Origin of the sequence: Streptomyces sp. MMG1533, assembly GCF_001279775.1 — a bacterium.
Taxonomy (GTDB): domain Bacteria; phylum Actinomycetota; class Actinomycetes; order Streptomycetales; family Streptomycetaceae; genus Streptomyces.
On the sequence record NZ_LGDG01000258.1, the window covers coordinates 1 to 23,011 of the forward strand.

The 23,011-nt window shown below is 71.2% G+C and carries 20 protein-coding genes and 3 pseudogenes; 12 read left to right on the forward strand and 11 right to left on the reverse strand.

Annotated elements, in window-relative coordinates:
• The 6 genes and pseudogenes from ADK57_RS37825 to ADK57_RS37855 form a co-directional block, all read left to right on the forward strand.
• Positions 1-247: pseudogene (locus ADK57_RS37825) on the forward strand (sulfate adenylyltransferase small subunit); the annotation flags it as partial.
• 2 nt (positions 248-249) lie between these two features.
• A pseudogene (locus ADK57_RS37830) lies at positions 250-1,567 on the forward strand (sulfate adenylyltransferase subunit 1).
• A gap of 223 nt (positions 1,568-1,790) precedes the next feature.
• Entirely contained in the window at positions 1,791-2,900 is a 1,110-nt protein-coding gene (locus ADK57_RS37840) for an aliphatic sulfonate ABC transporter substrate-binding protein (RefSeq protein ID WP_053754223.1), read from the forward strand.
• An 11-nt stretch (positions 2,901-2,911) separates the two neighbouring features.
• Positions 2,912-3,715, forward strand: coding sequence for an ABC transporter ATP-binding protein (locus tag ADK57_RS37845; protein WP_053754224.1), 804 nt, complete (start codon positions 2,912-2,914; stop codon positions 3,713-3,715).
• Positions 3,702-4,604 (forward strand): ABC transporter permease, encoded by a 903-nt coding sequence (locus tag ADK57_RS37850; protein ID WP_053754225.1) that lies wholly within the window; start codon positions 3,702-3,704, stop codon positions 4,602-4,604. The genes ADK57_RS37845 and ADK57_RS37850 overlap by 14 nt, the downstream gene beginning before the upstream one ends.
• A gap of 14 nt (positions 4,605-4,618) precedes the next feature.
• Positions 4,619-5,359 carry a sirohydrochlorin chelatase gene (locus ADK57_RS37855; protein WP_053754273.1) on the forward strand — a complete coding sequence of 247 codons (741 nt, stop codon included), beginning with the start codon at positions 4,619-4,621 and terminating at the stop codon, positions 5,357-5,359.
• A gap of 431 nt (positions 5,360-5,790) precedes the next feature.
• Here the strand turns inward: ADK57_RS37855 and ADK57_RS37860 are convergent, their stop codons facing one another.
• Positions 5,791-6,387, reverse strand: coding sequence for a TIGR03086 family metal-binding protein (locus tag ADK57_RS37860; protein WP_053754226.1), 597 nt, complete (start codon positions 6,385-6,387; stop codon positions 5,791-5,793).
• 105 nt (positions 6,388-6,492) lie between these two features.
• On the opposite strand from ADK57_RS37860, the gene ADK57_RS37865 reads away from it, so the two are divergent.
• Positions 6,493-7,374: a transglutaminase-like domain-containing protein gene (locus tag ADK57_RS37865; protein WP_053754227.1), complete on the forward strand. Its 882-nt coding sequence runs from the start codon at positions 6,493-6,495 to the stop codon at positions 7,372-7,374.
• On the opposite strand, the gene ADK57_RS37870 is transcribed toward ADK57_RS37865, so the two are convergent.
• Positions 7,337-7,894: a DUF1697 domain-containing protein gene (locus tag ADK57_RS37870; RefSeq protein ID WP_053754228.1), complete on the reverse strand. Its 558-nt coding sequence runs from the start codon at positions 7,892-7,894 to the stop codon at positions 7,337-7,339. The genes ADK57_RS37865 and ADK57_RS37870 overlap by 38 nt on opposite strands.
• 352 nt (positions 7,895-8,246) lie before the next feature.
• On the opposite strand from ADK57_RS37870, the gene ADK57_RS37875 reads away from it, so the two are divergent.
• Complete coding sequence (locus tag ADK57_RS37875; protein WP_053754229.1) at positions 8,247-10,496, forward strand: MMPL family transporter; 2,250 nt, start codon at positions 8,247-8,249, stop codon at positions 10,494-10,496.
• 67 nt (positions 10,497-10,563) lie between these two features.
• Here the strand turns inward: ADK57_RS37875 and mgt are convergent.
• From mgt to ADK57_RS37895, 4 genes and pseudogenes are all read right to left on the reverse strand, one after another.
• Positions 10,564-11,821: pseudogene (gene mgt, locus ADK57_RS37880) on the reverse strand (macrolide-inactivating glycosyltransferase).
• Positions 11,822-11,831: 10 nt separating this feature from the next.
• A complete protein-coding gene (locus ADK57_RS37885; RefSeq protein ID WP_053754231.1) occupies positions 11,832-12,401 on the reverse strand; it encodes a hypothetical protein in 570 nt (189 codons plus the stop codon).
• Positions 12,398-13,837: a sensor histidine kinase gene (locus ADK57_RS37890; RefSeq protein WP_053754232.1), complete on the reverse strand. Its 1,440-nt coding sequence runs from the start codon at positions 13,835-13,837 to the stop codon at positions 12,398-12,400. The genes ADK57_RS37885 and ADK57_RS37890 overlap by 4 nt, the downstream gene beginning before the upstream one ends.
• 50 nt (positions 13,838-13,887) lie before the next feature.
• Positions 13,888-14,580 carry a response regulator transcription factor gene (locus ADK57_RS37895; protein ID WP_053754233.1) on the reverse strand — a complete coding sequence of 231 codons (693 nt, stop codon included), beginning with the start codon at positions 14,578-14,580 and terminating at the stop codon, positions 13,888-13,890.
• Positions 14,581-14,719: 139 nt separating this feature from the next.
• On the opposite strand from ADK57_RS37895, the gene ADK57_RS37900 reads away from it, so the two are divergent.
• Positions 14,720-15,577, forward strand: coding sequence for a DUF3152 domain-containing protein (locus ADK57_RS37900; RefSeq protein WP_107091746.1), 858 nt, complete (start codon positions 14,720-14,722; stop codon positions 15,575-15,577).
• 11 nt (positions 15,578-15,588) lie between these two features.
• Here the strand turns inward: ADK57_RS37900 and ADK57_RS37905 are convergent, their stop codons facing one another.
• Genes ADK57_RS37905 through ADK57_RS37915 form a run of 3 tightly spaced genes read right to left on the reverse strand, consistent with a single transcriptional unit; the run spans position 15,589 to position 18,628 of the window.
• A complete protein-coding gene (locus ADK57_RS37905) occupies positions 15,589-16,863 on the reverse strand; it encodes an ABC transporter substrate-binding protein (protein WP_053754234.1) in 1,275 nt (424 codons plus the stop codon).
• On the reverse strand, positions 16,863-17,696 hold the full coding sequence (locus ADK57_RS37910) for a carbohydrate ABC transporter permease (protein ID WP_053754235.1): 834 nt from the start codon (positions 17,694-17,696) through the stop codon (positions 16,863-16,865). Before ADK57_RS37910 ends, ADK57_RS37905 begins: the two co-directional genes overlap by 1 nt.
• Positions 17,693-18,628 (reverse strand): carbohydrate ABC transporter permease, encoded by a 936-nt coding sequence (locus tag ADK57_RS37915; RefSeq protein WP_053754236.1) that lies wholly within the window; start codon positions 18,626-18,628, stop codon positions 17,693-17,695. Before ADK57_RS37915 ends, ADK57_RS37910 begins: the two co-directional genes overlap by 4 nt.
• A gap of 220 nt (positions 18,629-18,848) precedes the next feature.
• On the opposite strand from ADK57_RS37915, the gene ADK57_RS37920 reads away from it, so the two are divergent.
• Positions 18,849-19,712: a phosphotransferase enzyme family protein gene (locus ADK57_RS37920; RefSeq protein ID WP_053754237.1), complete on the forward strand. Its 864-nt coding sequence runs from the start codon at positions 18,849-18,851 to the stop codon at positions 19,710-19,712.
• A 103-nt stretch (positions 19,713-19,815) separates the two neighbouring features.
• On the opposite strand, the gene ADK57_RS37925 is transcribed toward ADK57_RS37920, so the two are convergent.
• Positions 19,816-20,727 (reverse strand): LysR family transcriptional regulator, encoded by a 912-nt coding sequence (locus ADK57_RS37925; RefSeq protein ID WP_053754238.1) that lies wholly within the window; start codon positions 20,725-20,727, stop codon positions 19,816-19,818.
• 94 nt (positions 20,728-20,821) lie between these two features.
• On the opposite strand from ADK57_RS37925, the gene ADK57_RS37930 reads away from it, so the two are divergent.
• Entirely contained in the window at positions 20,822-21,799 is a 978-nt protein-coding gene (locus ADK57_RS37930; protein ID WP_053754239.1) for a DMT family transporter, read from the forward strand.
• Positions 21,769-22,266 carry a YbaK/EbsC family protein gene (locus ADK57_RS37935; protein ID WP_053754240.1) on the forward strand — a complete coding sequence of 166 codons (498 nt, stop codon included), beginning with the start codon at positions 21,769-21,771 and terminating at the stop codon, positions 22,264-22,266. Before ADK57_RS37930 ends, ADK57_RS37935 begins: the two co-directional genes overlap by 31 nt.
• 8 nt (positions 22,267-22,274) lie before the next feature.
• Here the strand turns inward: ADK57_RS37935 and ADK57_RS37940 are convergent, their stop codons facing one another.
• Positions 22,275-22,997 (reverse strand): 3'-5' exonuclease, encoded by a 723-nt coding sequence (locus ADK57_RS37940; RefSeq protein WP_053754241.1) that lies wholly within the window; start codon positions 22,995-22,997, stop codon positions 22,275-22,277.
• Positions 22,998-23,011: the final 14 nt, after the last annotated feature.

Here is a 23,011-nt window from a genome sequence, read left to right on the forward strand (position 1 = left end):
CATGTGGCTGACCGCGGGTGAGTGGGGCGGCCCGAAGGACACCGAGACCGTCGAGAAGCGGCAGGTCCGCTACCGCACGGTCGGCGACATGTCCTGCACCGGCGCGGTCGACTCCGACGCCACGACGCTGGACGACGTGATCGCCGAGATCGCCGCTTCCCGTCTCACCGAGCGGGGCGCCACGCGCGCCGACGACAAGATGTCCGAGGCCGCGATGGAAGACCGCAAGCGCGAGGGGTACTTCTAACCATGAGCACCATCACGACCGAGGAACTCTCGGCCACCACCCTGCTGCGGTTCGCCACCGCGGGCTCCGTCGACGACGGCAAGTCCACGCTCGTCGGCCGCCTGCTGCACGACTCCAAGTCGATCCTCACGGACCAGCTGGAGGCCGTGGAGCGCGCCTCGGCGAGCCGCGGCGCCGAGGGCCCGGACCTCGCGCTGCTGACCGACGGCCTGCGGGCCGAGCGGGAGCAGGGCATCACCATCGACGTGGCCTACCGCTACTTCGCGACCCCGCGCCGCCGGTTCATCCTCGCCGACACCCCGGGCCATCATGGTGACGGGTGCCTCCACGGCCGAGCTGACGGTGATCCTCGTCGACGCCCGCAACGGCGTCGTCGAGCAGACCCGCCGGCACGCCGCGATCGCCGCTCTGCTGCGCGTCCCGCACGTGGTGCTCGCCGTCAACAAGATGGACCTGGTCGAGTACCGGGAGACCGTGTTCGCCGCGATCGCCGAGGAGTTCACGGCGTACGCGACCGAGCTGGGCGTCCCGGAGGTCACCGCGATCCCGATCTCGGCGCTCGCCGGCGACAACGTGGTGGAGCCGTCCGCGAACATGGACTGGTACGGCGGGCCGACCTTCCTGGAACACCTGGAGTCCGTCCCGGTCGCCCACGACCTCAGCCACTGCCACGCCCGGCTTCCCGTGCAGTACGTGATCCGGCCGCAGACCGCCGAGCACCCCGACTACCGGGGCTACGCGGGCCAGATCGCGGCCGGTTCCTTCCGGGTGGGCGAGCAGATCACGGTGCTGCCGGCCGGCCGGTCGACGAAGATCTCCGGCATCGACCTGCTCGGCGAGCCGGTCGACATCGCCTGGACCACGCAGTCGGTCACCCTCCTGCTGGAGGACGACATCGACATCTCGCGCGGCGACCTGATCGTGCCCAGCAAGGACGCGCCGCCCACCACCCAGGACATCGAGGCGACCGTCTGCCACGTCGCCGACGCCCCCCTGACCGTCGGCCACCGGGTCCTGCTCAAGCACGGCACCCGCACCGTCAAGGCGATCGTCAAGGACATCCCGTCCCGTCTCACGCTCGACGACCTGTCCCTGCACCCGCACCCGGGACAGCTCGTCGCCAACGACATCGGCCGGGTGAAGATCCGTACCGCCGAGCCGCTGCCCGTCGACTCGTACGCCGACTCACGGCGCACCGGTTCGTTCATCCTGATCGACCCGAACGACGGCACCACCCTCACCGCCGGCATGGTCGGCGAGTCGTTCGCCTCCCCGGAGCCCGTCAAGGACGCCGCCGAGGACGACGGGTGGGACTTCTGAGCATGAACTCCACCGATTTCTACTCCTCGTTCGCGAAGGAGGGCGGCCGCGTCGGCAGCGGTGCTCTCGGCAGCGGGCAGGGCGGAGTCGCGCGATGTGTGCGCTGACGTACGCGCACTGCCTGCGCGCCCGCACCCCCCACCGCCGTAGACGAAAACCTGCCGACCTCCCGGCCACGACCTGAGAGACCGTGACCGCCGGGCCAACGAGAGGAACACCTCCCGTGCCTGCCAACCACTCAGCCCTCCTTCGCCGCGGCATAGCCGCCGTGACCGCACTTCCCCTGCTCGCCCTCGCCGCCTGCGGTTACGGCTCCGAGGCCAAGGACGACGGGACCGCCAAGGTCGCCGCCGGGGCCGAGAAGATCGACGGTCTCGACTCCGTCAAGATCGGCTACTTCGGCAACCTGACCCACGCCACCGCGCTGGTGGGCGTGCAGAAGGGCTACTTCCAGAAGCAGCTCGGCGCCACCAAGGCCGCCTACCAGATCTTCAACGCCGGTCCCTCGGAGATCGAGGCGCTCAACTCCTCGTCGATCGACATCGGTTTCATCGGCCCGTCCCCCGCGATCAACGGCTACGTCAAGTCGGGCGGCAAGAACCTGCGGATCATCGGGGGTGCGGCGTCCGGCGGTGTGAAGCTCGTGGTCAACCCGGACAAGATCAAGTCCCTGAAGGACGTCAAGGGCAAGGCGATCGCGACTCCCCAGCTGGGCAACACGCAGGACGTGGCGTTCCTCAACTGGATCGCGGAGCAGGGCTGGAAGGTCGACGCGGAGAGCGGCAAGGGCGACGTCTCGGTCGTCCGCACCGACAACAAGGTCACCCCGGACGCCTACAAGTCCGGTTCCATCGACGGCGCGTGGGTGCCCGAGCCGACCGCGTCCAAGCTGGTCGCCGAGGGCGGCAAGGTGCTGCTCGACGAGGCCGACCTGTGGCCGGACAAGAAGTTCGTCATCACGAACATCATCGTGCGGCAGGAATTCCTCAAGGAGCACCCGAAGGCCGTCGAGGCCGTGCTGAAGGCCTCGGTCGAGGCCAACAAGTGGATCAACGCCAGCCCTGACGAGGCGAAGGCCGCGGCGAACAAGCAGCTGGAGTCGGACTCGGGCAAGGCGCTGCCGGCCGACGTCATCGACCCGGCGTGGAAGTCCATCCAGTTCACCAATGACCCGCTGGCCGCCACCCTCAACACCGAGGCGGAGCACGCGGTCAAGGCGGGTCTGCTGGAGAAGCCCGACCTGAAGGGCATCTACGACCTCACGCCGCTGAACAAGGTCCTCAAGGCCGAGGGCGAGAGCACGGTCAGCGACGCCGGCCTCGGCGTGGGCTGAGTCAGGTCCCGATGAGTTCCCAGGAGGTGACGACCATGGCCACGACCTTCGCCAAGGCCGCCGAGTCGGTGGAGCACGCGGCGCGCATTGAGCATGTCTCGAAGTCCTTCGCGGGCCCCGCCGGGCAACAGCTCGTACTGGACGACATCAGCATCGATGTCGCACCCGGCGAGTTCGTCACCCTCCTGGGGGCCTCGGGCTGCGGCAAGTCCACGCTGCTGAATCTGGTGGCGGGGCTGGACAAGCCCACCGTCGGGTCCATCACGACGGAGGGCCGCCCGGCCCTGATGTTCCAGGAGCACGCCCTCTTCCCGTGGCTGACCGCGGGCAAGAACATCGAACTCGCCCTGCGTCTGCGGGGCGTTCCGAAGAACGAACGACGTGACAGGACCGAGGAGCTGCTCGGCCTGGTCCGGCTGAACGGCGCGTACGGCAAGCGGGTGCACGAGCTGTCGGGCGGTATGCGCCAGCGTGTGGCGCTGGCCCGTGCCCTGGCCCAGGAGAGCAACCTGCTGCTGATGGACGAGCCGTTCGCGGCCCTCGACGCCATCACGCGGGACGTGCTGCACGACGAGCTGACCCGCATCTGGGCGGAGACCGGCGTGTCCGTCCTCTTCGTGACGCACAACGTGCGTGAGGCGGTGCGGCTCGCGCAGCGCGTGATCCTGCTGTCCTCCCGTCCGGGCCGGATCGCGCGCGAGTGGACGGTCGACATCCCGCAGCCGCGCCGTATCGAGGACGCGCCCGTGGCCGAGCTGTCCGTCGAGATCACCGAAGTACTGCGTGGGGAGATCCGCCGCCATGGCCAGCACTGACACGAAGACGACCGACGCGAGCGCCGACGGCTCCGCGCTGGGCGGCATCGAGGCGGGCCTCGACGCGCTGGAGACCTCGGTCACCGGCCGTCCGCCCTTCCGGCAGACCTTCCGCGAGAAGATCTTCCCGCCGATCGTCGCCACCGTCGTGGTGCTCGCGATCTGGCAGGGGCTGATCTCCCTGAAGATCGTCGACGACGCGTCGAAGCTGCCCTCCCCCGGTGCCGTCTGGGCCGAGGCCGAGGACGCGTGGCTCAAGGGCACCCTGCTCGACTACATCTGGACCAGCGTCTCGCGGGGCCTGTTCGGCTTCGTGCTCGCCCTGGTCATCGGCACGCCGCTCGGCCTGATCGTGGCGCGGGTGAAGTTCGTGCGCGCGGCCATCGGTCCGATCCTGTCCGGTCTGCAGTCGCTGCCGTCGGTGGCCTGGGTGCCGGCCGCCGTGATCTGGCTGGGCCTGAAGCCCGAGATGATGTACGCGGTGATCCTGCTCGGCGCGGTGCCGTCGATCGCCAACGGTCTGGTGTCCGGCGTCGACCAGGTGCCGCCGCTGTTCCTGCGCGCGGGACGGACGCTGGGGGCGACCGGGCTGCGCGGTACGTGGCACATCGTGATGCCGGCGGCGCTGCCCGGCTATGTGGCGGGGCTGAAGCAGGGGTGGGCGTTCTCCTGGCGTTCGCTGATGGCCGCCGAGATCATCGCACAGGCGCCGGACCTCGGCGTGGGCCTCGGCCAGCTGCTGGAGGTGGGCCGTACGAACAGCAGCATGGCCACGGTCTTCCTCGCCATCCTGCTCATCCTGTTCGTCGGCATCGCGATCGACCTGCTGATCTTCAGTCCGCTGGAGCGGTGGGTGCTGCGCAGCCGAGGCCTGCTGGTGAAGAGCTGAGTCCCATGTACACCATGGTCAAGAAGCCGGTCCTCCTCGTCATCGCCCACGGCAGCCGCGACCCGCGGCACGCCGCGACGGTGCACGCCCTCGTACGGCGGGTGCGCGCCCTGCGCCCCGACGTACGGGTGGAGACCGGCTTCCTGGACTTCAACATCCCCTCCGCACAAGGGGTGCTGGAGTCCCTGGCGGCGGAGGGTGTCCGTGACGTCGTGGCCCTCCCCCTGCTGCTGACGCGCGCGTTCCACGCGAAGGCGGACATCCCGGCGGTCCTGCGGGACGCCCCGGCGCAGCTGCGCATCCTGCAGGCGGAGGTCCTCGGCCCGTCGCCGCTGCTGCTGTCGGCGCTGGAACGGCGCCTGTACGAGGCGGGGTTGACACCCGCCGACAAGTCCTCGACCGGGGTCGTGCTGGCCTCGGCGGGGTCCACCGACCCGGAGGCGATCGCAGTGATCGCAGAAATCGCGCGGGAGTGGCGGCACACCGGTTGGTGCGCCGTGCGGCCTGCGTTCGCCTCCGCATCCCTCCCCCGCACCGAGGACGCGGTACGCGAACTCCGGTCCCTGGGCTGCGCGAAGGTCGCCGTAGCCCCGTACGTCCTCGCCCCCGGCTTCCTTCCGGACCGCATCGCGCGGGGCGCGGGCGAGGCGGACGTACTGGCCGACGTCCTCGGCCCGGCGCCGGAGGTGGCGCGGGTGCTGCTGGCGCGGTACGAGGCGGCACGGATGCCGTTGCCGGCGGCGGTCGGGGCCTGAGCGGGTCCAGGACCGGGTGCGGCGCGGTCTGCCGGCCCGGGCCTTCCCCGGGCAGCGGCCCTGCGGGTGACCTTGGGCGGCCCCGTGCGAACGGTCTGCTGATCGCGGCGGCCGAGGAGACCGCTACCACCGGCCCGCTGACCCGCCGCGAGCGGTGGTCCGCGCCGGCGTCACGCCGGACCGATGACCTTCCTGGCGGGCGCGGCCGGCCCTTCCGGGACTGCGACCGCCCGGACCACGGCGGAGGCGGGGCTCGTGCCGGACGAGCCCGAAGCGGCTGTACCGACCGCGCAGGGCGTGATCGACGGAAGTCGTAGCCGCTAGGGCCTGCCTGTCCGGCGGATCATGCCGCAGACGCGGGGCCTGGCACGCCGATCTGCGTCGACGAGGCACCGCCGATCTCCTGCGACCTGATCCGCCGGACAGCACACCTAGGGGGTCTCGGCCTTGGCCAGGCGCGGGTCCCGTCCGCTCGCCGCGAGCGCTCGCTCGAAGACGGGCGCGTCGTCCGGCACCGGCACCGGGTCGGCGAAGCCGTCGTACTGCCGGTAGAGGTCGCCGTGGGTGACGACCACGTCGAGGACCAGCCGGGCCGCGCCCTCCGAGACGCGGAACTCCTGGCCGGTGGCCGCGGCGACGTCCCAGCCGTGCACCGCCGTCTCCTTGATGATCAGCGAGGCGAGTTCGGCGGCGGGCATCGTCCCCATGCCCAGGTCCACCTCGCCCTCCCACACCCTGGGGTCCGCCCAGGCGGCCACCGCACGGTCCAGCTGGGCGGCGTACGCCTCGGCCCAGTCCGGGTCGGTGGTGAAGTCGCGGGCGGTCAGTTCCTCGGGGAGCTGTTTGCGCAGGGCACGGTGCTCCAGGCCGTGGGAGGTGTAGAGGACCCAGTGGTTGACCAGGGCGCGGACGTCCCAGTCCGGGCAGTGGGTGGGGTCGCCGAGCTGTGCCGTCGGCACGCCGCGCGCCACGCGGGCGGCCTCGGCGGCGCATTCCGTCAGGTACGGATACAGGTCGTCCTTGTTCATGCGTCTCACGCTAGGGAGGGCGCGGCGAGGTCTCTTGAACAAACGCGACAGACCTCTCGCAGCCGGGTTGACCCTGCCCCTGGGGCAAGGCCGAGGGTCCCGGACATGGACCTCTACCTGAAGCACACGCCGTACAGCGATCCGGGCGACCTCGACCTCGCCGATCTGCCCCGCGATCCAGCCGAACTCGCCCACCTGGTGAGGGATCTGATCATCCATCGGGGAGAGAGCGAGCGTCTCGGCCATCCGATCCCCGAGGACCGGCAGCTCGACGACCCGGAGGCGCGGTACGTCTGCGGGATGCTGCGGATCCTGCGCGAGCGCGGGGACGGGCCGCTCACCGCGAAACGGCCGTACGACGAGCGGTTCGCGGGGACGTGCCGGGACTTCTCGCTGCTGCTGTGCTCGCTGCTGCGGGCCACCGGGACGGCTGCCCGGATCCGCTGCGGTTTCGCCGCGTACTTCGTGGCGGGCTACCACGACGACCACTGGGTCACCGAGTACCGCCTCCCGGACGGGAGTTGGCGACTGATCGACGCACAGGTCCTGCACCCGGCCTACGAACCGGCCTTCGACCCGCTGGACGTGCCCAGGGACCGGTTCCTGGTGGCCGGGGACGCGTGGCGGGCATGCCGGGAGGGCCGGGCCGACCCGAAGACGTTCGGCGTCTGGTTCCACGGCGACCTCGACGGCCTCTGGTACATCCGCACCAACGTGTTCCTGGACCTCGCCGCGGTCAACGGCGTGGAGCTGCTGCCCTGGGACGTCTGGGGCCAGGTGATCCGCGGCGACGCCGGCCTCGCCGAGGACGACCTCGCGCTGGTGGACACGGTCGCCGCGGCCCGCACGGACGAGGACCTGCGCCGACTGTACGAGGACCCGCGGCTGGCGGTCCCGGACGAGGTCATGTCGTACACCGCCCGCTCCGGCTACCGCGACCTCCGGACGGTCAGCCTCCCGAGGGTTCCGTCATCTCCACGAGCTTGACGACGGTGTTCCAGTTGCGGCTGGTGGCGATCACGCCCTTGTTCAGCCGAGGCTTGGAGAGGTGTTCGGCGAGCTTGGAGCGGCCGAGACCGTTCGGGGCGTACAGGTACAGGGCGCGGTCGCCGAGCCTGAACTCCTCGGGCAGAAAGGCGGCTTGGTCGATCTCCGCGAAACGTTCCGCGTCGACCGGCGCGGAGAAGTAGGTGACGTGGAGCTGCTTGGCCTCCAGCTCGGCGGCCGGGAAGGGACAGGCGTCGGCGATCGCCTTCAGATAGGCGTGGTCGCGCACGATCACGTCGACGGCGAAGCCGAACCGCTTCTCGATCGCGCCGGCCAGCTCCGCGGCGAGGGACTCCTGGTCGCCGTGGTCGCAGGCGAACACGGCCTGGCCGCTCTGCAGATACGTGCGTACGCCCTCGTAGCCGAGGCCTTCCATCAGCGTGCGCAGTTCGGCCATGGGGACCCTCTTGGCGCCGCCCACGTTGATCCCGCGCAGCAGCGCCGCATACGTCGTCGTCATCCGCACACCATAAAGCGGCCGTCGTGCCCCGTGGGGGTGGGCACGACGGCCGCGGCCGAAGGTGCCGGCTGCGCGAAACTCTGGCGGATGCGGCGGGCACGGATCAACCGCTACGCGCGCCTGTGACTTATTCAACAAGGTTTCGTAATCACATTTGTAATGACATACAGCACCCAAATAGATGTAAGGGGCCGCCTCCTCCCCAGTGCGGAGAGGGCCGGGTCCAGGGGGATGATTCGCGCCGTCGGCACCTCACCGGGCAGCACGACGAGATGGCCTTATCCAGCCCATACCTTCGAAACGAAAGGTGGCGGCAGGGGGCTGCCACCGCTCACGAGGGGGCAAGCCGGTCATGGCGAACGGAGATATACGGGTACGGGGCCTGGCCGCCCGGGCAGGCGGCTGGAGTGCCCGACACCGATGGGCCGCCGTCGGCATCTGGGTGCTGTTCGTCGTCCTGGCGATGGGGCTCGGTTCGGCGGCCGGCCGGGTCGACGTGAAGGACAGCGACCAGCTGAAGGGGGAGACGCACACCGCCGCGAAGATCATCGAGGACGCCGGCATCGACGAACCGGCCGGTGAGACCGTACTGATCCAGGCGAAGGACGGCGGCGTCAAAGCCACGGACGCCGAGTTCAGGGCCGCCGTCACCGCGGTCGTGGAGGCGGTCGAGGGGACCGGCAAGGTCACGGACGTGACGTCGCCGTACGACACGGACACGATCTCGAAGGACGGCCGCAGCGCGCTGGTGCAGTTCGACATGCGCGGCGACGCGGAGACCGCGGGCGAGCGGGTCGAGCCCGTACTGAAGGCCGTCGAGGGGGTTCAGAAGGACCACGAGTCGCTGCGGATCGAGGAGATCGGCGGCGCCAGCATGATGAAGACGTTCGACGACGCGTTCGGGGACGACTTCCAGAAGGCCGAGTACTCCGCGGTGCCGGTGGCCCTCGGCATTCTGCTCATCGCCTTCGGCGCGCTGGTGGCCGCGCTGCTGCCGGTGGCGCTGGCGGTCACCGCGATCATGGCGACGATGGGCCTGATGGGCCTCGTCAGCCATGTGATGCCGATGAGTGACACCGCCAACTCCGTGATGCTGCTGGTCGGTCTGGCCGTCGGCGTCGACTACTGCCTGTTCTACCTGCGCCGCGAGCGCGAGGAGCGCGAGGCCGGACGGGACGCCCAGACGGCCCTGAGGATCGCCGCCGCGACCAGTGGCCGCGCGATCATCGTCTCGGGTGTCACGGTGTGCGTGGCGATGGCGGGCATGCTGTTCACCGGTCTCGCCGAGTTCGAGGCGATGGGCCTGGCCTCGCTGATGGTGGTGGCCGTGGCCATGGTCGGCTCCGTGACCGTGCTGCCCGCGCTGCTGTCGCTGCTGGGCGGACGGGTCGAGAAGGGCCGCATCCCGTTCCTGGGCCGTCGTCGCCGCAGCGGCAACAGCGACAGCCGGTTCTGGACGGCCGTCCTGAAGGGCGTCCTCGCCAGGCCCGTCCTCTCCGCCGTGGTGGCGGCCGGCGCGCTGCTGGCGATCGCCGCGCCCGCGGTCGGCATGAAGACCCAGAACCTCACGCTGGACCAGGAGTTCGGCGACTCGCTGCCCATCGTGCAGACCTACAACCGGGTCAACGACGCCTTCCCGGGCGGCTCCGAGCCGGCCGAGGTCGTGGTCAAGGCGGACGACATCAACGCTCCCGAAGTGCGGGACGCGCTCGCCGCCTTCAAGGAGGAGGCGGTCACCTCGGGTGCCTCGCGCGGCCCGGTCGAGATCAAACTGCACGACCAGCAGAACATCGCCTTCGTGTACGTCCCGCTGGTCGGCGGCTCCGACCTGGACAAGGCGGGCGCGAGCCTGGAGAAGCTGCGCGACGAGGTAAGGCCCGACACACTCGGCAAGGTCGACGGCGTCGAGGCGCCGATCACCGGACAGGTGGCCGGTTCGCAGGACTTCAACGACCAGTTGGCCGGAGCCGTCATCCCGGTCTTCGCGTTCGTCGTGGTCTTCGCCTTCGTGCTGATGCTGCTGTCGTTCCGCTCGCTGACGGTCGCGATCACCTCGATCCTGCTGAACCTGCTGTCGGTGGGCGCGGCGTACGGCATCCTCGTCGCCGTCTTCCAGCACGGCTGGGGCGCGTCCCTGGTGGGCGCGGAGGGCGTCGGCGCCATCATCACCTGGCTGCCGCTGTTCCTCTTCGTGATCCTGTTCGGCCTGTCGATGGACTACCACGTGTTCGTGGTCTCGCGGATCCGCGAGGCGCGGCTGCGCGGCCGTACGACGAGGGACGCGATCCAGCACGGCGTGGTCACCACGGCCGGGGTCGTCACCAGCGCCGCGGTCATCATGGTCGCCGTGTTCGCGATCTTCGGCACGCTGTCCATGCAGTCCATGAAGCAGATGGGCGTCGGCCTCGCGGCCGCGGTGCTGATCGACGCGACGATCATCCGGGGCGTGCTGCTCCCGGCGGTGATGGCCCTGCTCGGCGAGCGCAACTGGTACCTGCCGAAGTGGCTGCACCGGCTGCCCGACCTGACCCACGACGAGGCGCCGGAGGCGGTGGCCCGGCCCGTGGCACGGGACGACGAGGGTGAGCGGCTGGGGGTCTGAGCCCCCTTGTGACCGAGGGCCCGTTGGCTGCCGGGGAGCCAACGGGCCCTCTTCCGTGCCCGCTGCCCTATGCCTGGCGTACCGGCAGTTCGGCCTCGATGAGATCGGCCGCCCGGCGGGTGCCGCCCTCCCCCGCCATCCCCGCCTGGACGTCCTTCAGCCGGCGGGCGACCTCGGGGTCGTCGACCAGTGCGAGGGCGGCCTCCCGCAGCGCCTCGGCGGTCGCCTCCTCCGTGTCGATACGGCGGGCCACGCCCAGGCCCTGGAGCATGTCCGCGTTGCCGAACTGGTCGACGGCCTGCGGTACGGCGATCATCGGCGTCCCCGTGGCCAGGCCCTCCTGGCTGCCGCCCGCACCGGCGTGCGTGACGAACAGGTCGGCCTGCTTGAGGATCGCCAACTGCGGTACCCAGGAGCGCACTTCGACGTTCGCGGGGACGTCCCCCAGCTCGGCCGGGTCCACCTGCCTGCCGATCTGCAGCACCAGGTGCCAGCCCGGCAGCTCACCGAACGCCTTGACGCACTCCCGGTAGAAGCCGGGCTCCTTGGTGAAGGAGGACCCGAGCGACACCAGGACCACCTTCTCGGCGCCGGCCGGACGCCGCCAGTCGCCCTCGGTGGTGCGGTCGCCCTGGCAGGCGCCGACGAAGGTGTACACGGCCTCGTCGACCCGGTCGGCGTTCGGCTGCAGCGCCCTGGGGATCAGGACGATGGAGCGGGCGGGACGGCCGGTGAACGGGTCGGGGTGTTCGGTGATCCCGTTCTCCTCCAGCCAGGCGTGGAAGCGGGCGTAGTAGGCCTGTCCGCGCTCGGTCTGCTTCGGCTCCGCCCACATCGGCTCGGCCACCTCCTCCTCGTAGCCCTCCCATGCGACGAGGTTCGGCGACAGGGAGACCGCGGGCACGCCCCAGCGGTGGGCGAGGACGCGGGCCGGGTAGGAGGTGATGTCGTGCAGCACGAGGTCCGGTTCGTCGCCCTCGTACGCCTCGATGAGCTGTGGCAGCGCCTGGATCGCGTCGGCCAGGAAGGGCTCGACGTTGTCCAGGAGGGTGGTGCCCCAGGCCTCCGGGTCGTCGTCGGGCCCGGGCAGAGCAGAGTTCCAGGGCTTCACCTCGGCACCGGTCTCGGCGACCTTCTCGGCGAACAGGGGTGGAATCGCGTACGTGACCCGGTGACCGCGCGTCACGAGCTCGCGGATCACTTCGAGACTCGGGTTCACGTGGCCGTGGGCGGCGATGGAGAACATGGCGATGTGAGCGGGGCGACTGGTCATGCCGTCGACCGTATGCGAGACGAGACGTCTCGTACAATCTGTTTTCCGGGATGCCACCGCGGTCAGCCGTCGGAACAGCTCGCACCGGCCCCCTTGACGGGTCGGCCGCCCGCGCCCGTGACGGTCACCGGCAACGGTTCGCCCCCGGGGTCGGCGACGCGCTGCGCCCAGAGGGCCGTGCAGACCAGCTGGTCCACCGCGAGGCGGGTCAACTCCTCCAGGCCTGGGGAGAGTTCGATCGACACCCGGTCATCCTCTGCCACCACCTTCACGAGGTCCGCCGCAGCTACCTCCCGCGGCACCTCGGTCGGGCCGTCGGTGGCCGGGGCCGCCGGTGCGGCTGCCTGGAAGTGACCCGCCACCGGCAGGAGGGTGGTCAGGCGCTTGACGCGTTCCGCCTCGGTCGGGCCCTCGAGCAGTACCTCCACCGCCGACTCGACCTCGACCGGCGCGACGGTCCTGCGGGGGACCGCGACCAGGGCGCCGTCCGCCACGAGGTAGACCCGCACCGTCGGCACCGCCCCACTGGCGGGCCCACCCGCCTCCACCACGCCGGTGGCGGGGATGCCACAGGAGACGAGCGTGCACAGGGCGGGCACCGCCAGCAGCACGGCTCGGCGCACGGCCCTCACCGTCCGCTCCTCTGCGTGGTCGACCCGTCCCGCCGCAGCGGGAATTCCACGGTGAAGACCGCGCCGCCCTCCGGACGGTTCGCCGCCCGGACGGTACCGCCGTGCATCCGGACGTTCTCCGCCGTGATGGCGAGGCCCAGGCCGCTGCCCTCGGTCCGGGTGCGGGCGGCGTCCGACTTGTAGAAGCGCTCGAAGACGTGGGGCAGCACGCTGTCGGGGATGCCGGGTCCGCTGTCCAGCACCTCGATGATCGCCAGCCCTTCCCCGCCTTCGTGCAGACGCAGTCGGACGGGTCGGGCACCGTGCCGCAGCGCGTTGCCGACGAGGTTCGCGACGACGACGTCGAGGCGGCGCGGGTCGACCCGTCCGCGCAGCACATCGGGCGGCGGCAGGTGGACGTCCACCAGGTCCGTCCAGGCGCGGGCGGCGAGCGTGCGCCGCAGCGACTCGGCGAGGTCGATCTCGTCCAGGTGCAGCACCACCGCGCCCGCGTCGAAGCGGGAGATCTCCATCAGGTCGTCCACCAGACGGGCCAGTTTCACGGTCTCCTCGCTGATCAGCCGGACCGCGGTGGCGGTGTCGGGGTCGAGGTGGGCGGCGTCCTCGTCGAGGACGTCGGTGACCGCCGACATGGCGGCCAGCGGGGTGCGCAGTTCGTGCGAGACGTCCGCGGCGAACCGGCGGGCCCGCGCCTCCATGCCGCGCAGTTCGGCCACCGACTCCTCCAGGGCGGCGGCCGTCTCGTTGAACGTGTGCGACAGATCGGCGAGTTCGTCGGAGCCGTCGACGGCGAGCCGGGTGTCCAGCCGCCCCTCGGCGATGCTGCGCGTGGCGTGCCGCAGCGCTCGCACCGGCCGCAGCACCCCGCGGGCGGCGAGCAGCGCGAGCAGCACGGCGAGACCGAGGGCGGGCACGGTGGCCCGTTCGACGGCGGTGACCAGGGCGTCGACGTAGGCCTGTTCCGTGGTCTGCGGCACGGTGAGAAACACCTGGATGCCGGAGGCGGGGCCACTCGCGGCGGTGCCGGCGGTGAAGGTGACCGACATGCCGACGACGAGGGAGGTGTGGTCGCCGCTGTCCACCCGCTGGAAGACGGTGGCCGTGCTTCGGTCCACGGCCGCGCGCAGGGCCGGCGTCAGTTCCTCGAACGGATCGTCCGGGGCGGAGGTGACGCTCAGTCCACCGTAGGCGACCAGCACCCGCCAGGTCCTGGCGGGTTCGGCGCCGGCCACCTCGATCGCGAACCGCTGCAGCGCGAACTCGCCCGGGGGAACGTCGAGTTCGGGGGCGAGCCGGTCCACCTGGGTCCGCAGCAGCTTGATCACGGTGTCCTGGCTCTGCTGGAGCACTCCCGTGCGCGCCTCCCGGAAGGTCAGCGCACCGGTGGTCGCGGCGGTGAGCGCGGCGACCAGCGCGAACGCCACCACCAACCGCATGCGCAGGCCGCGCAGTTGAGGGACTCTGACGTGGGTTCTCAGCACGCGTCTCACCGGGCGGCGAAGCGGTAGCCGAAGCCGCGCACGGTCTGGATGTAGCGGGGCTCGCGCGAAGGTTCGCCCATCTTGGCGCGCAGCCGTTTGACGCAGGCGTCCACCAGGCGCGCGTCGCCGTGGTAGCTGTGTTCCCAGACCGCCTCCAGGAGTTGCTGCCGGCTGAACACCTGACCGGGCGAGGCGGACAGGGTGAGCAGCAACCGCAGTTCGGACGGGGCGAGCGAGACCGGCGCGCCCCGCAAGGTGACCGAGAGACCGGCCCGGTCGACGGCGAGGTCCCCATACGTGTCGATCTTCGGTATGCCGCCGTCGGCGGGCGCCCCGGCCGCCCGGCGCAGGACGGCACGGATGCGCGCCGCCAGTACCCGTGCCTGCACGGGCTTGACCACGTAGTCGTCGGCTCCGGCTTCCAGTCCTACGACGATGTCCTCGTCGTCGCCCCGCGCGGTCGCCATGATGATCGGCAGCGTCTGATCGAGGGCACGTATCCCACGGCACACGTCCAGGCCGGGCATGCCGGGCAGCATCAGATCCAGCACCACGACGTCCGGCCGGAAGGACCGCAGCCGCTCCAAGCCCTCCTCGCCCGTCTCGGCGGCGGCGACGTCGTGGCTCTGGCGACGCAGCGCGAGGCCGACGCCCTCCCGCACGGCACGGTCGTCTTCGATCAGCAGAACGCGTGGCATGCGCTCAGTATCCGCACGTCCTCCACATGTCCGGGGCTCTGTTACCGGATGATCACATGAGGCCCCATCGAGGGGCCGTTACCGTTTCGTTGTCATCCGGGCCAGATCCGATCACATCGCGGTCACAGCCTGAACGACCATGACCGCGCACCGAGCAGCTCCGTCCCGCACCCGCCGCCGTAGGAGCGCCCACGCATCCACGCGCGGGCGGAAGGGGCCGCTGTGGGGAGGACTGGCCGCGCTGGCCCTCCTCGGAGCCACCGGATTCGCGGCCGTGGGATGGACGTCCGCGGACCGGCCCGACTCCGCCGCGCGGCCCGAGCCCACCGGGCGCGCGGCGTCCGGCCCCGCCCCGCCCAGCCCGTCCGTGAGCCCGCCGAGCCCCACCGTCAGCCCGTCCCGTCCGTCCGCCGACCCCTCCGAGCCGGTCATCCCGGCCACGGGACCGGGCACCTTCACGACCGCCTCCGGCACAAGCGCCAAGGTGGGGACGGGAAGGGTCCTGCGCTACCGGGTCCAGGTCGAGGACGGCCTGAAGCTGTCCGCCGCGGCGGTCGCCGAGCAGGTGGAGCGCATCCTCGCCGACCGGCGCGGCTGGACGGCGGACGGCCACTCGGCGTTCCAGCGGGTCTCGGGCACCGCCACCGACTTCGTCGTACGCGTCGCGACACCCGGGACCGTGGACAAGATCTGCGGGCAGTACGGGCTGGACACCGGCGGCGAGGTCAACTGCAACGTGGCCAAGAACGTCATGGTCAACCTCAAGCGCTGGGAGCTGGCGACGCCCGTGTACGCCAAGGACGTGACGTCCTATCGGGCGCTGATCATCAATCACGAGGTCGGCCACTTCCTCGGACACGGCCACGTCGGCTGTCCCGGCCCGGGCAGACCGGCTCCCGCGATGATGCAGCAGATCAAGGGCATGCACGGCTGCGTGCCCAACGTCTGGCCGTACGACGACGACGGGCAGTACGTCACCGGCCCCGCCGATCCCTGAGCAGGCAGGGCTCAGCGCTGATAGCGGGCCAGCACCAGGTTCCCGTCCTCCTCAAGGCGTTCGCGCAGCTCGCCCAGCCCGATCGCGCCGCTGTAGTACTCCTGGAACGCGGGCGTGGCGACCTTGTCCTTCCACTCCGGATAGCCGCGCACGGACTGCGCGGGCGCCGGGCGCAGGTGCGCGGCGAGGGCGGTGCCGGTGGACCAGCCGTCCTTCGCGGTGTGCAGCGCGGGGTCCTTCAGCGCCTGGGTGCCGGTGGGCAGCATCCAGTCGCCGAGGGCGAGCCGGACCATGTTCTGGGGCCGGAGCAGGAAGTCGAGGAACTCGACGGCCTCCTGTTTGTGCGCGCTGTCCTCGGCGACGGACAGGGTCTGCGGGCTGACGCCCTGGGTGAGCCCGTCGGCACCGGCCGGGGCGGGCAGCACCTGCCACTCGAAGCCCTTGGGTGCCTGCTGGACGATCTGCTGACGGTAGGAGAAGCCGAGCGGCACCATCGCGTACTTGCCGCCGAAGAAGCCGGGCAGGGTGTCCGAGCCGCCGCTGCCCAGGGTCGTGGGCGAGGCACTGCGGTCGGTGTTCGCCTGGTCGTGGACGGTGCGCGGCACGGTCTGGTCCGCCGCCTCGAACCGGATCACCACCTTGCCGTCCGGACCCCGGTGGAAGAGCTGTCCGCCCGCCGAGAGCGACAGGTTGAGGGTCGCGGAGACGGGCTCCTTGAGCGGCCAGGCGACGCCGTACTTTCCGTCGCCGCTGAGCTGTTCGGTGATCTGCCGGAACTCCGCCCAGCTCCAGGGCTGTTCGGGGGTCGGGATCCGTGCGCCGGACTCCTTCAGCCACTTCGCGTTGGCGATGAGGACGCGCGGCTCCTGGAGGAAGGGCACGCCGTAGATGCCGTCGTCGAAGGTCGCGGTGTCCCAACTGCGCTGCGGAATGTCGGACTTGAGGCGCTGGGGCAGCAATTCGGTCAGGTCGGCGAGGTAGCCGCCGTACGCGAAGTCCGCGAGGTCGTCGGAGGCGTCGTGGATGATGTCCGGGGCCTCGCCGCCCTCGAAGGAGGTGAGGAGCTGGTCGTGGACGCTGTCCCAACTGCCCTGAACGTACTCGACCTTGACGTCCGGGTGGGTCGCGTTCCACTCCTTCACCAGCTCCTGGTTGGCCTCCACGGACTCCTGCTGCCAGGCCAGGGACTGGAAACGGAGGGTGATCCGGCCGTCCTGCGACGTGCTGCCGCCGCCGGTGCAGCCTGCCAGCAGCAGCATGAGGACGACGATCCATCGTGCGCGCATCAGCTCTTCACCGCCCCGGCGAGCATGCCGCCCGTGATCCGCCGTTGGATGATCGCGAAGACGACCAGTGAGGGAAGGGTGGCGAGGAAGGCCGCGGCGGCCAGCGGGCCGAGGTCGGCGACGCCCTCCGCGCCGATGAAGTGGGTGAGGACGACCGGCAGGGTCTGCTTCTCGGGCGTCTTCAGCAGCACCAGCGCGAAGAAGAACTCGTTCCACGCGGTGATGAACGCGAACAGCCCCGTCGCCACGATCCCCGGCGCGAGCAGCGGCGCGGTCACCGACACCAGCGTCCGCACCCGCCCGGCCCCGTCGACCGCCGCCGCCTCCTCCAGCTCGGCGGGCACGGCACGGACGTATCCGACGAGCATCCACAGCGCGAACGGCAGCGCCCACACGACGTACACCATGACCAGCCCCACCAGGGAGTTGATCATCCGCAGGTTCTTCAGCACCAGGAACAGCGGGATGATCACCAGCACCAGCGGGAACGCCTGACTGACCACCACCCACCCCGTCGCGGCCTTCGCGAGCCGGGTGCGCCGCCGGGCCATGACGTACGCCAGCGGGGTCGCGATCAGTACGGCGATCAGGGCGGCGCCGAGCGCGGCGAGCAGGGAGTTGCCCGCGGCGCGCAGCAGCGGCTGCTCGTCGAAGGCCTGCCGGAAGTTGTCGAGGGTGGGGTCCTCGGGGATCCAGGAGGGGTGCAGACTGCCCAGCTCACGCGGCGACTTGAAGGCCGTGGAGACGAGCCAGAGGAAGGGGAAGGCGAGGAAGACGAGATACGCGAGCAGGGCGGCGTACTGGCCGACCCGGCCGCCTGTACTGGTCCTCATGCGTCGTCGCCTCCCCTGAGCCGGCCCACCAGGAAGAGGGCGAGGAGCACCGAGATCACGGCGACCATCACGCAGCCCATCGCCGCCGCGTAGCCGAACTGGCCGTAGCGGAAGGCCTCTTCGTAGGCGAAGAGCATGGGCAGGCGGGTGCGGCCGCCGGGGCCGCCGCTGGTCAGGACGTACACCAGGGCGAACGAGTTGAAGTTCCAGATGAAGTTGAGGGCCGTGATCGAGAGGGCGACCGGCCTCAGTGCCGGCCAGGTGACCGTCCAAAAGCGCCGCCAGGCGCCGGCGCCGTCCATCGCGGCCGCCTCGTGGAGTTCGCGCGGGGTGTTCTGCAGTCCGGCGAGCAGAGCGACCGTCGTCTGCGGCATGCCGGCCCAGACGCCGACGACGACCACCGCGGGCAGGGCGGTGCCGAGGCCGCTGAGCCAGTCGCGGCCGTCGCCGAGGCCGAGGTCGCGCAGGGTCTCGTTGAGGACGCCCGCGTCCGGGTTGTAGACCAGCCGCCACATCACGCCGACCACCACCTCGGGCATGGCCCAGGGGATGATCGCGAGGGCGCGGGCCAGCCAGCGCAGCTTCAGCTCCTGGTTGAGGAGGAGCGCGAGGCCGAGCGCGAGCAGGAACTGCGGGACGGTCACCCCGACCGCCCACACCAGGCCGATCCGGAACGACTCCCAGAACAGCGTGTCGTGCAGCAGGTCCTGGAAGTTGAGCCCGCCGATCCACTCCGTGGGCTCGGTCCGCCCCGACTGGGAGTCGGTGAAGGCCAGCAGGATCCCGTAGAGCAGCGGTCCGACGCTCAGTACCAGGATCGGGATCAGCGCGGGCAGCACCAGGAACCAGGCCCCGTGGTCCGGCGGCCGCCGCCCCACCTCGGCGCGGGGCGCGCCCTGCGCCGACCGCTTCGTCGCGGTCACCAAGGTCACGTGATCGGCTCCTTCGCGCGGCTCACGACGATCGACCCCCGGCGGGCCCCCGTCATGGTCGTGAAGGCGTAGTACGCCGTCAAGGCACCGTGCACATGGTCCGACCTGTGCGAATGCGAGACTGGCCGACGGATGGCGGGAACTCGACGGCGTGCGCGCGAGCATGCGCCGGGTGAAACGCCGGATCCCGGACATCGAGGACGGACACGGAGGCGGACGTATGGACGAGGCACGGGCGCGGGAGGTACTGGCCGCGGCGGGCGTGCTGCCCGGCCCGGCGCGGGACGCGCGACTGCTCGCCCTGGGCGAGAACGCGGTGTTCGCCGCCGGTGACCTGGCCGTCAAGGTGGGCCGCGACGCCGAACTCCTCGACCGCGCGCGCCGCGAACTGGACATCGCCGCGTGGCTCGAAGAGGCGGGCGTGCCCGCGGTACGGGCCGCCGGGCCCGAGGCGCTGCTGGTCGAGGGACACCCGGTGACCGTGTGGCACCGGCTGCCCGACCCCGTACGGCCCGCCGAACCCCGGGATTTGGCCGAATTGCTCCGGTCCGTCCATGCTCTGCCCTCCCCCGCCTTCACCCTGCCGCCCCGGGAACTGCTGGGCGGCGTGGAACGCTGGCTGCGGCTCGCGGGCGAAGCGATCGACCCGGCCGATGCGGCCTATCTGCGCGAGCGCCGTGACGGCTTCGCGACGGCCGCGGCCGCGCTGACCCCCCACCTGCCGCCGGGCCCGATCCACGGCGACGCGCTCCCCCGCAATGTCCACATCGGCCCGGGCGGCCCGGTCCTGGTCGACCTGGAGACCTTCTCCGCCGACCTGCGCGAGCACGACCTGGTGGTCATGGCCCTCTCCCACGACCGCTACGGGCTGCCGGCCGGGGCGTACGACTCGTTCACCGGGGCGTACGGCTGGGATGTGCGGGAGTGGGAGGGCTGTTCGGTGCTGCGGGGTGCTCGGGAGACGGCGAGCTGTGCGTGGGTGGCTCAGCACGCGCCGAGCAATCCGAAGGCGCGGGCGGAGTTCGAGCGGCGGGTGGCGTCGTTGCGGGACGGGGACGAAAGGGTGCGGTGGTATCCGTTCTGAACGCCTGGAGTCCGGGGCCTGTTCTTGTCGGGCGGCTGCGCGTCGTACGTGGCCGGCCGCGCCCACGCGGCGGAGTCGCAGTTCGTCACGGCCCCGCGACCCTTCAGGGCGTCGCATCCCGGGCCTGGATGGTTCGCGCTGCCTCCCGCAGCTCCGTCAGGACCGTACGGACCGCTTTGCGCGCAGCACGTTCCGGGCGGTGCAGGGCGTCGATGTGACGTCTGGCCTGCACCCCTACGACAGGCCTGAGGACCAGGGTGGGATGCCGTCGCGTCGTCCAGCGCGGCATCAGCGCGATCCCGCCACCCGCGGCCACCGCCTCCGCGGCCACCGAGAACTCGTTGATGGTGTGGGCCAGTCGGAGCCTTCGGCCCGCCGCCGCGGCGATGGCCTCGATGGTCGCCCTGACCGGAAAGCCCTCGTGTACGGCGATCCACGGCTCATCGGCCACATCGGCCGGGGTCAGCCGTCGCTTGGCGGCGAGCGGATGGTCCGCGGGCATGGCCACGTCCAGCGGCTCGCGCAGCAGCGTCGTCGCGGTCACCGCGCGCGGCCATGGCGGGGCGTGCTCCAGGCGGTGGGCCAGCACCACGTCGTACACCCGGGTCAGCCGGGGGAAGTCGTCCTGCGCGACGTCCTCGTCGGCGAGCGCGAGCACCGGATGGCCGGGCCCGGCGAACGCCCGCAGCAACAGCGGGAAGAACGCCGCGCCCGCGCTGTGGAACGCCGCCACCGACACCTCGCCGTCCGGCCGCCCCACGAACTCCTCGACCGTGTGCCGGGCGCGTGCGAGCGCCGTCTCCACCTCGATCGCCGCACCGGCCAGCGCCTGACCGGCGTCCGTGAGGACCAGCCGCCGCCCCTCGCGCTCGGTCAGCGGCACGGGGATCGAGCGCTGCAGCAGCCGCAGCTGCTGCGAGATCGCCGACGGTGTCACCAGCAACGCCTCGGCGACCGCGGTGACGCTGCCCAGTTCGCCCAGCTCCCGCAGGATCCGCAACTGCCGTTCGTCCACCCCCTCAGCATAGAAGAACTCTGTAGGACTACTAAAAGATCGTTTTAGAAAGTGGTTCTGGGCTTCAGTGGCCTCGCCGGTGCACCGTAGGCGCATGTCCGACGCCCGCCGTACCGATGCGGTACTCCTCCTGGTCGCGCTCGTCTGGGGTTCCAGCTATCTGTCCGCCCAGACCGCCACCGCGGCCCTCCCCGTCCTGGTGGTCCTCTTCGTGCGGTACGCCCTCTCCGCACTCGCCTGTCTCGGGCTCGTCGCCGCCCGCGCCGGGGCACGGCACGGCTCCCGCCGCTGGACCCGCGACGAGCTCCGCGTCGGGGTGCCCCTGGGGCTCACACAGGCCGCCGTCCTGGTCGTGGAGACGTACGGTGTCGCCCACACCACCGCCGCCAACGCAGGGCTGATCATCAGCCTGACCATCGTCCTCACCCCCTTCCTCGACCGCACCGGTCACCGGGGCGGCCTGCCGCCCGCCTTCTACGCCGCCGCCGGGCTGTGCGTCCTGGCCGTCGGACTCCTCATGTCCGGCAACGGCTTCCACGCGCCTCGACTCGGCGACCTGCTGATGCTGGCCGCGGCGTTCGTCCGCGCGGCCCACATGGCACTCGTCGGCCGGCTCACCACGGGCCGCGCGATACGCCCCCTGCACCTGACCACGGTGCAGACCCTCGTCGGTTCGGCCCTGTTCCTGGCACCGGCCGCACGCGAGCTGCCGACACTGGCCCGCACCGACGCAGCGACCTGGACACAGCTGGTCTATCTCGCCCTGTTCTGCAGTGTGTTCGCCTTCCTCGCCCAGACCTGGGCCGTCCAGCGCACCTCCGCCAGCCGGGCCAGCCTGCTCCTTGGCACCGAGCCGATCTGGGCCGCGGCGGTGGGCATCGCACTCGGCGGCGAGCACTTCACGCCGCTCGCCGGCCTCGGCGCGGCCCTGATGGTCGCCGGCACCTACTGGGGGCAGGCGGTGGAACGCGCCCACCGGACGGCGACGGCACAGAAGACCTCCATAACCTCGGACCCCTCCCCGACCGCAGAGGAACCCGCATGTCCGGCCACGACACTTACGAGCACCTGATCTCCCTGCTCGACGCCGCCCGCGTCGACTACCGCCTCATCGACCACGCGCCCGAGGGCACCACCGACAAGGTCTGCGCGCTGCGCGGACACCCCGCCTCCGAAGCCGCGAAGTGCATCGTGCTGCGGGTCAAGGTCGACCGACGCACCACGCGTCACGTCCTCGCGGTGGTTCCCGGGGATCGGCGGGTCGACCTGGGCGCCATCCGCGTGTTGTTCGACGCACGTTACGTCGGCTTCAGCGACGCGGAGACGGCCGAGCGGCTGGCTCGGGCGGTACCCGGCACGGTCCTCCCCTTCAGCTTCGATCCCGACCTCGAAGTCATCGCCGACCCGGACGTGGTGGCACAGCCGAAGCTGTACTTCAACGCGGCCCGGCTGGACCGCTCACTGCTCCTCTCGGGCTCCGACTACGAGCAGGTCGCCCGACCCCGGGTGGAACCCATTTCGAGCACCGTGGATGCGTGACGCCCGGGTCAGACCGGCTCGTCCGCAGGCTCCCGCAGCGGCCATGTGCCGTCCACCACCGCGTCCGACTCGCCCTTGCGGCGCAGGAAGCTCTGGAAGTCCGCCGCCCACTCGGCGTACCACTCGATCTGACGGCGGTGCAGTTCCGCGGGGCCGAGGGCCGCGATCTTGGTGTGCCGGTCGGCTATCGCGCAGGCCAGCCGGGCCGCGGCGAGAGCATCGGCCGAGGCGTCGTGGGCGGCGTCGAGCGGGACGCCGTACTCCGTGCAGACGGCTTCCAAGTTGCGCTTGCCGCGGCGGTAGCGGTCGGCCCAGCGGTCGATCGTGTACGGATCGACGACCGGGGCCGGGTCGACGCCGCCGAGGCGGTCGCGCAGGGACGGCAGGCCGTACCTGCGCAGTTCGGCGGAGAGCAGGGTCAGGTCGAAGGCCGCGTTGTAGGCGACGACCGGCACACCCGTCTTCCAGTACGTCACGAGGACGTCGGCGAGCGCGTCCGCCACCTGGTCGGCGGGCCGGCCCTCGGCGGCCGCGCGCTCATTGCTGATGCCGTGCACCGCCACCGCGTCCGCCGGAATCTCCACGCCCGGATCCGCCAGCCACTCCCGGTGCCCGACGGGCTGTCCGTCCCTGACCTCGATCACGGCCGCCGTGACGATGCGCGCCTCGAGCGGATCGGTCCCGGTCGTCTCCAGGTCGAAGCCGATCAGCAGCTCCCGGTGCCAGCCCATGGGTGGTCCCCCTT

Bases quoted from the DNA above. Each gene is read 5' to 3' on its own strand.
- ADK57_RS37845 (WP_053754224.1), top strand. From the start codon at position 2,912: ATGAGTTCCCAGGAGGTGACGACCATGGCCACGACCTTCGCCAAGGCC.
- ADK57_RS37850 (WP_053754225.1), top strand. From the start codon at position 3,702: ATGGCCAGCACTGACACGAAGACGACCGACGCGAGCGCCGACGGCTCC.
- ADK57_RS37855 (WP_053754273.1), top strand. From the start codon at position 4,619: ATGGTCAAGAAGCCGGTCCTCCTCGTCATCGCCCACGGCAGCCGCGAC.
- ADK57_RS37860 (WP_053754226.1), bottom strand. From the start codon at position 6,387: ATGAACAAGGACGACCTGTATCCGTACCTGACGGAATGCGCCGCCGAG.
- ADK57_RS37865 (WP_053754227.1), top strand. From the start codon at position 6,493: ATGGACCTCTACCTGAAGCACACGCCGTACAGCGATCCGGGCGACCTC.
- ADK57_RS37870 (WP_053754228.1), bottom strand. From the start codon at position 7,894: ATGACGACGACGTATGCGGCGCTGCTGCGCGGGATCAACGTGGGCGGC.
- ADK57_RS37875 (WP_053754229.1), top strand. From the start codon at position 8,247: ATGGCGAACGGAGATATACGGGTACGGGGCCTGGCCGCCCGGGCAGGC.
- ADK57_RS37890 (WP_053754232.1), bottom strand. From the start codon at position 13,837: ATGCGGTTGGTGGTGGCGTTCGCGCTGGTCGCCGCGCTCACCGCCGCG.
- ADK57_RS37895 (WP_053754233.1), bottom strand. From the start codon at position 14,580: ATGCCACGCGTTCTGCTGATCGAAGACGACCGTGCCGTGCGGGAGGGC.
- ADK57_RS37900 (WP_107091746.1), top strand. From the start codon at position 14,720: ATGACCGCGCACCGAGCAGCTCCGTCCCGCACCCGCCGCCGTAGGAGC.
- ADK57_RS37905 (WP_053754234.1), bottom strand. From the start codon at position 16,863: ATGCGCGCACGATGGATCGTCGTCCTCATGCTGCTGCTGGCAGGCTGC.
- ADK57_RS37910 (WP_053754235.1), bottom strand. From the start codon at position 17,696: ATGAGGACCAGTACAGGCGGCCGGGTCGGCCAGTACGCCGCCCTGCTC.
- ADK57_RS37920 (WP_053754237.1), top strand. From the start codon at position 18,849: ATGGACGAGGCACGGGCGCGGGAGGTACTGGCCGCGGCGGGCGTGCTG.
- ADK57_RS37930 (WP_053754239.1), top strand. From the start codon at position 20,822: ATGTCCGACGCCCGCCGTACCGATGCGGTACTCCTCCTGGTCGCGCTC.
- ADK57_RS37935 (WP_053754240.1), top strand. From the start codon at position 21,769: ATGTCCGGCCACGACACTTACGAGCACCTGATCTCCCTGCTCGACGCC.
- ADK57_RS37940 (WP_053754241.1), bottom strand. From the start codon at position 22,997: ATGGGCTGGCACCGGGAGCTGCTGATCGGCTTCGACCTGGAGACGACC.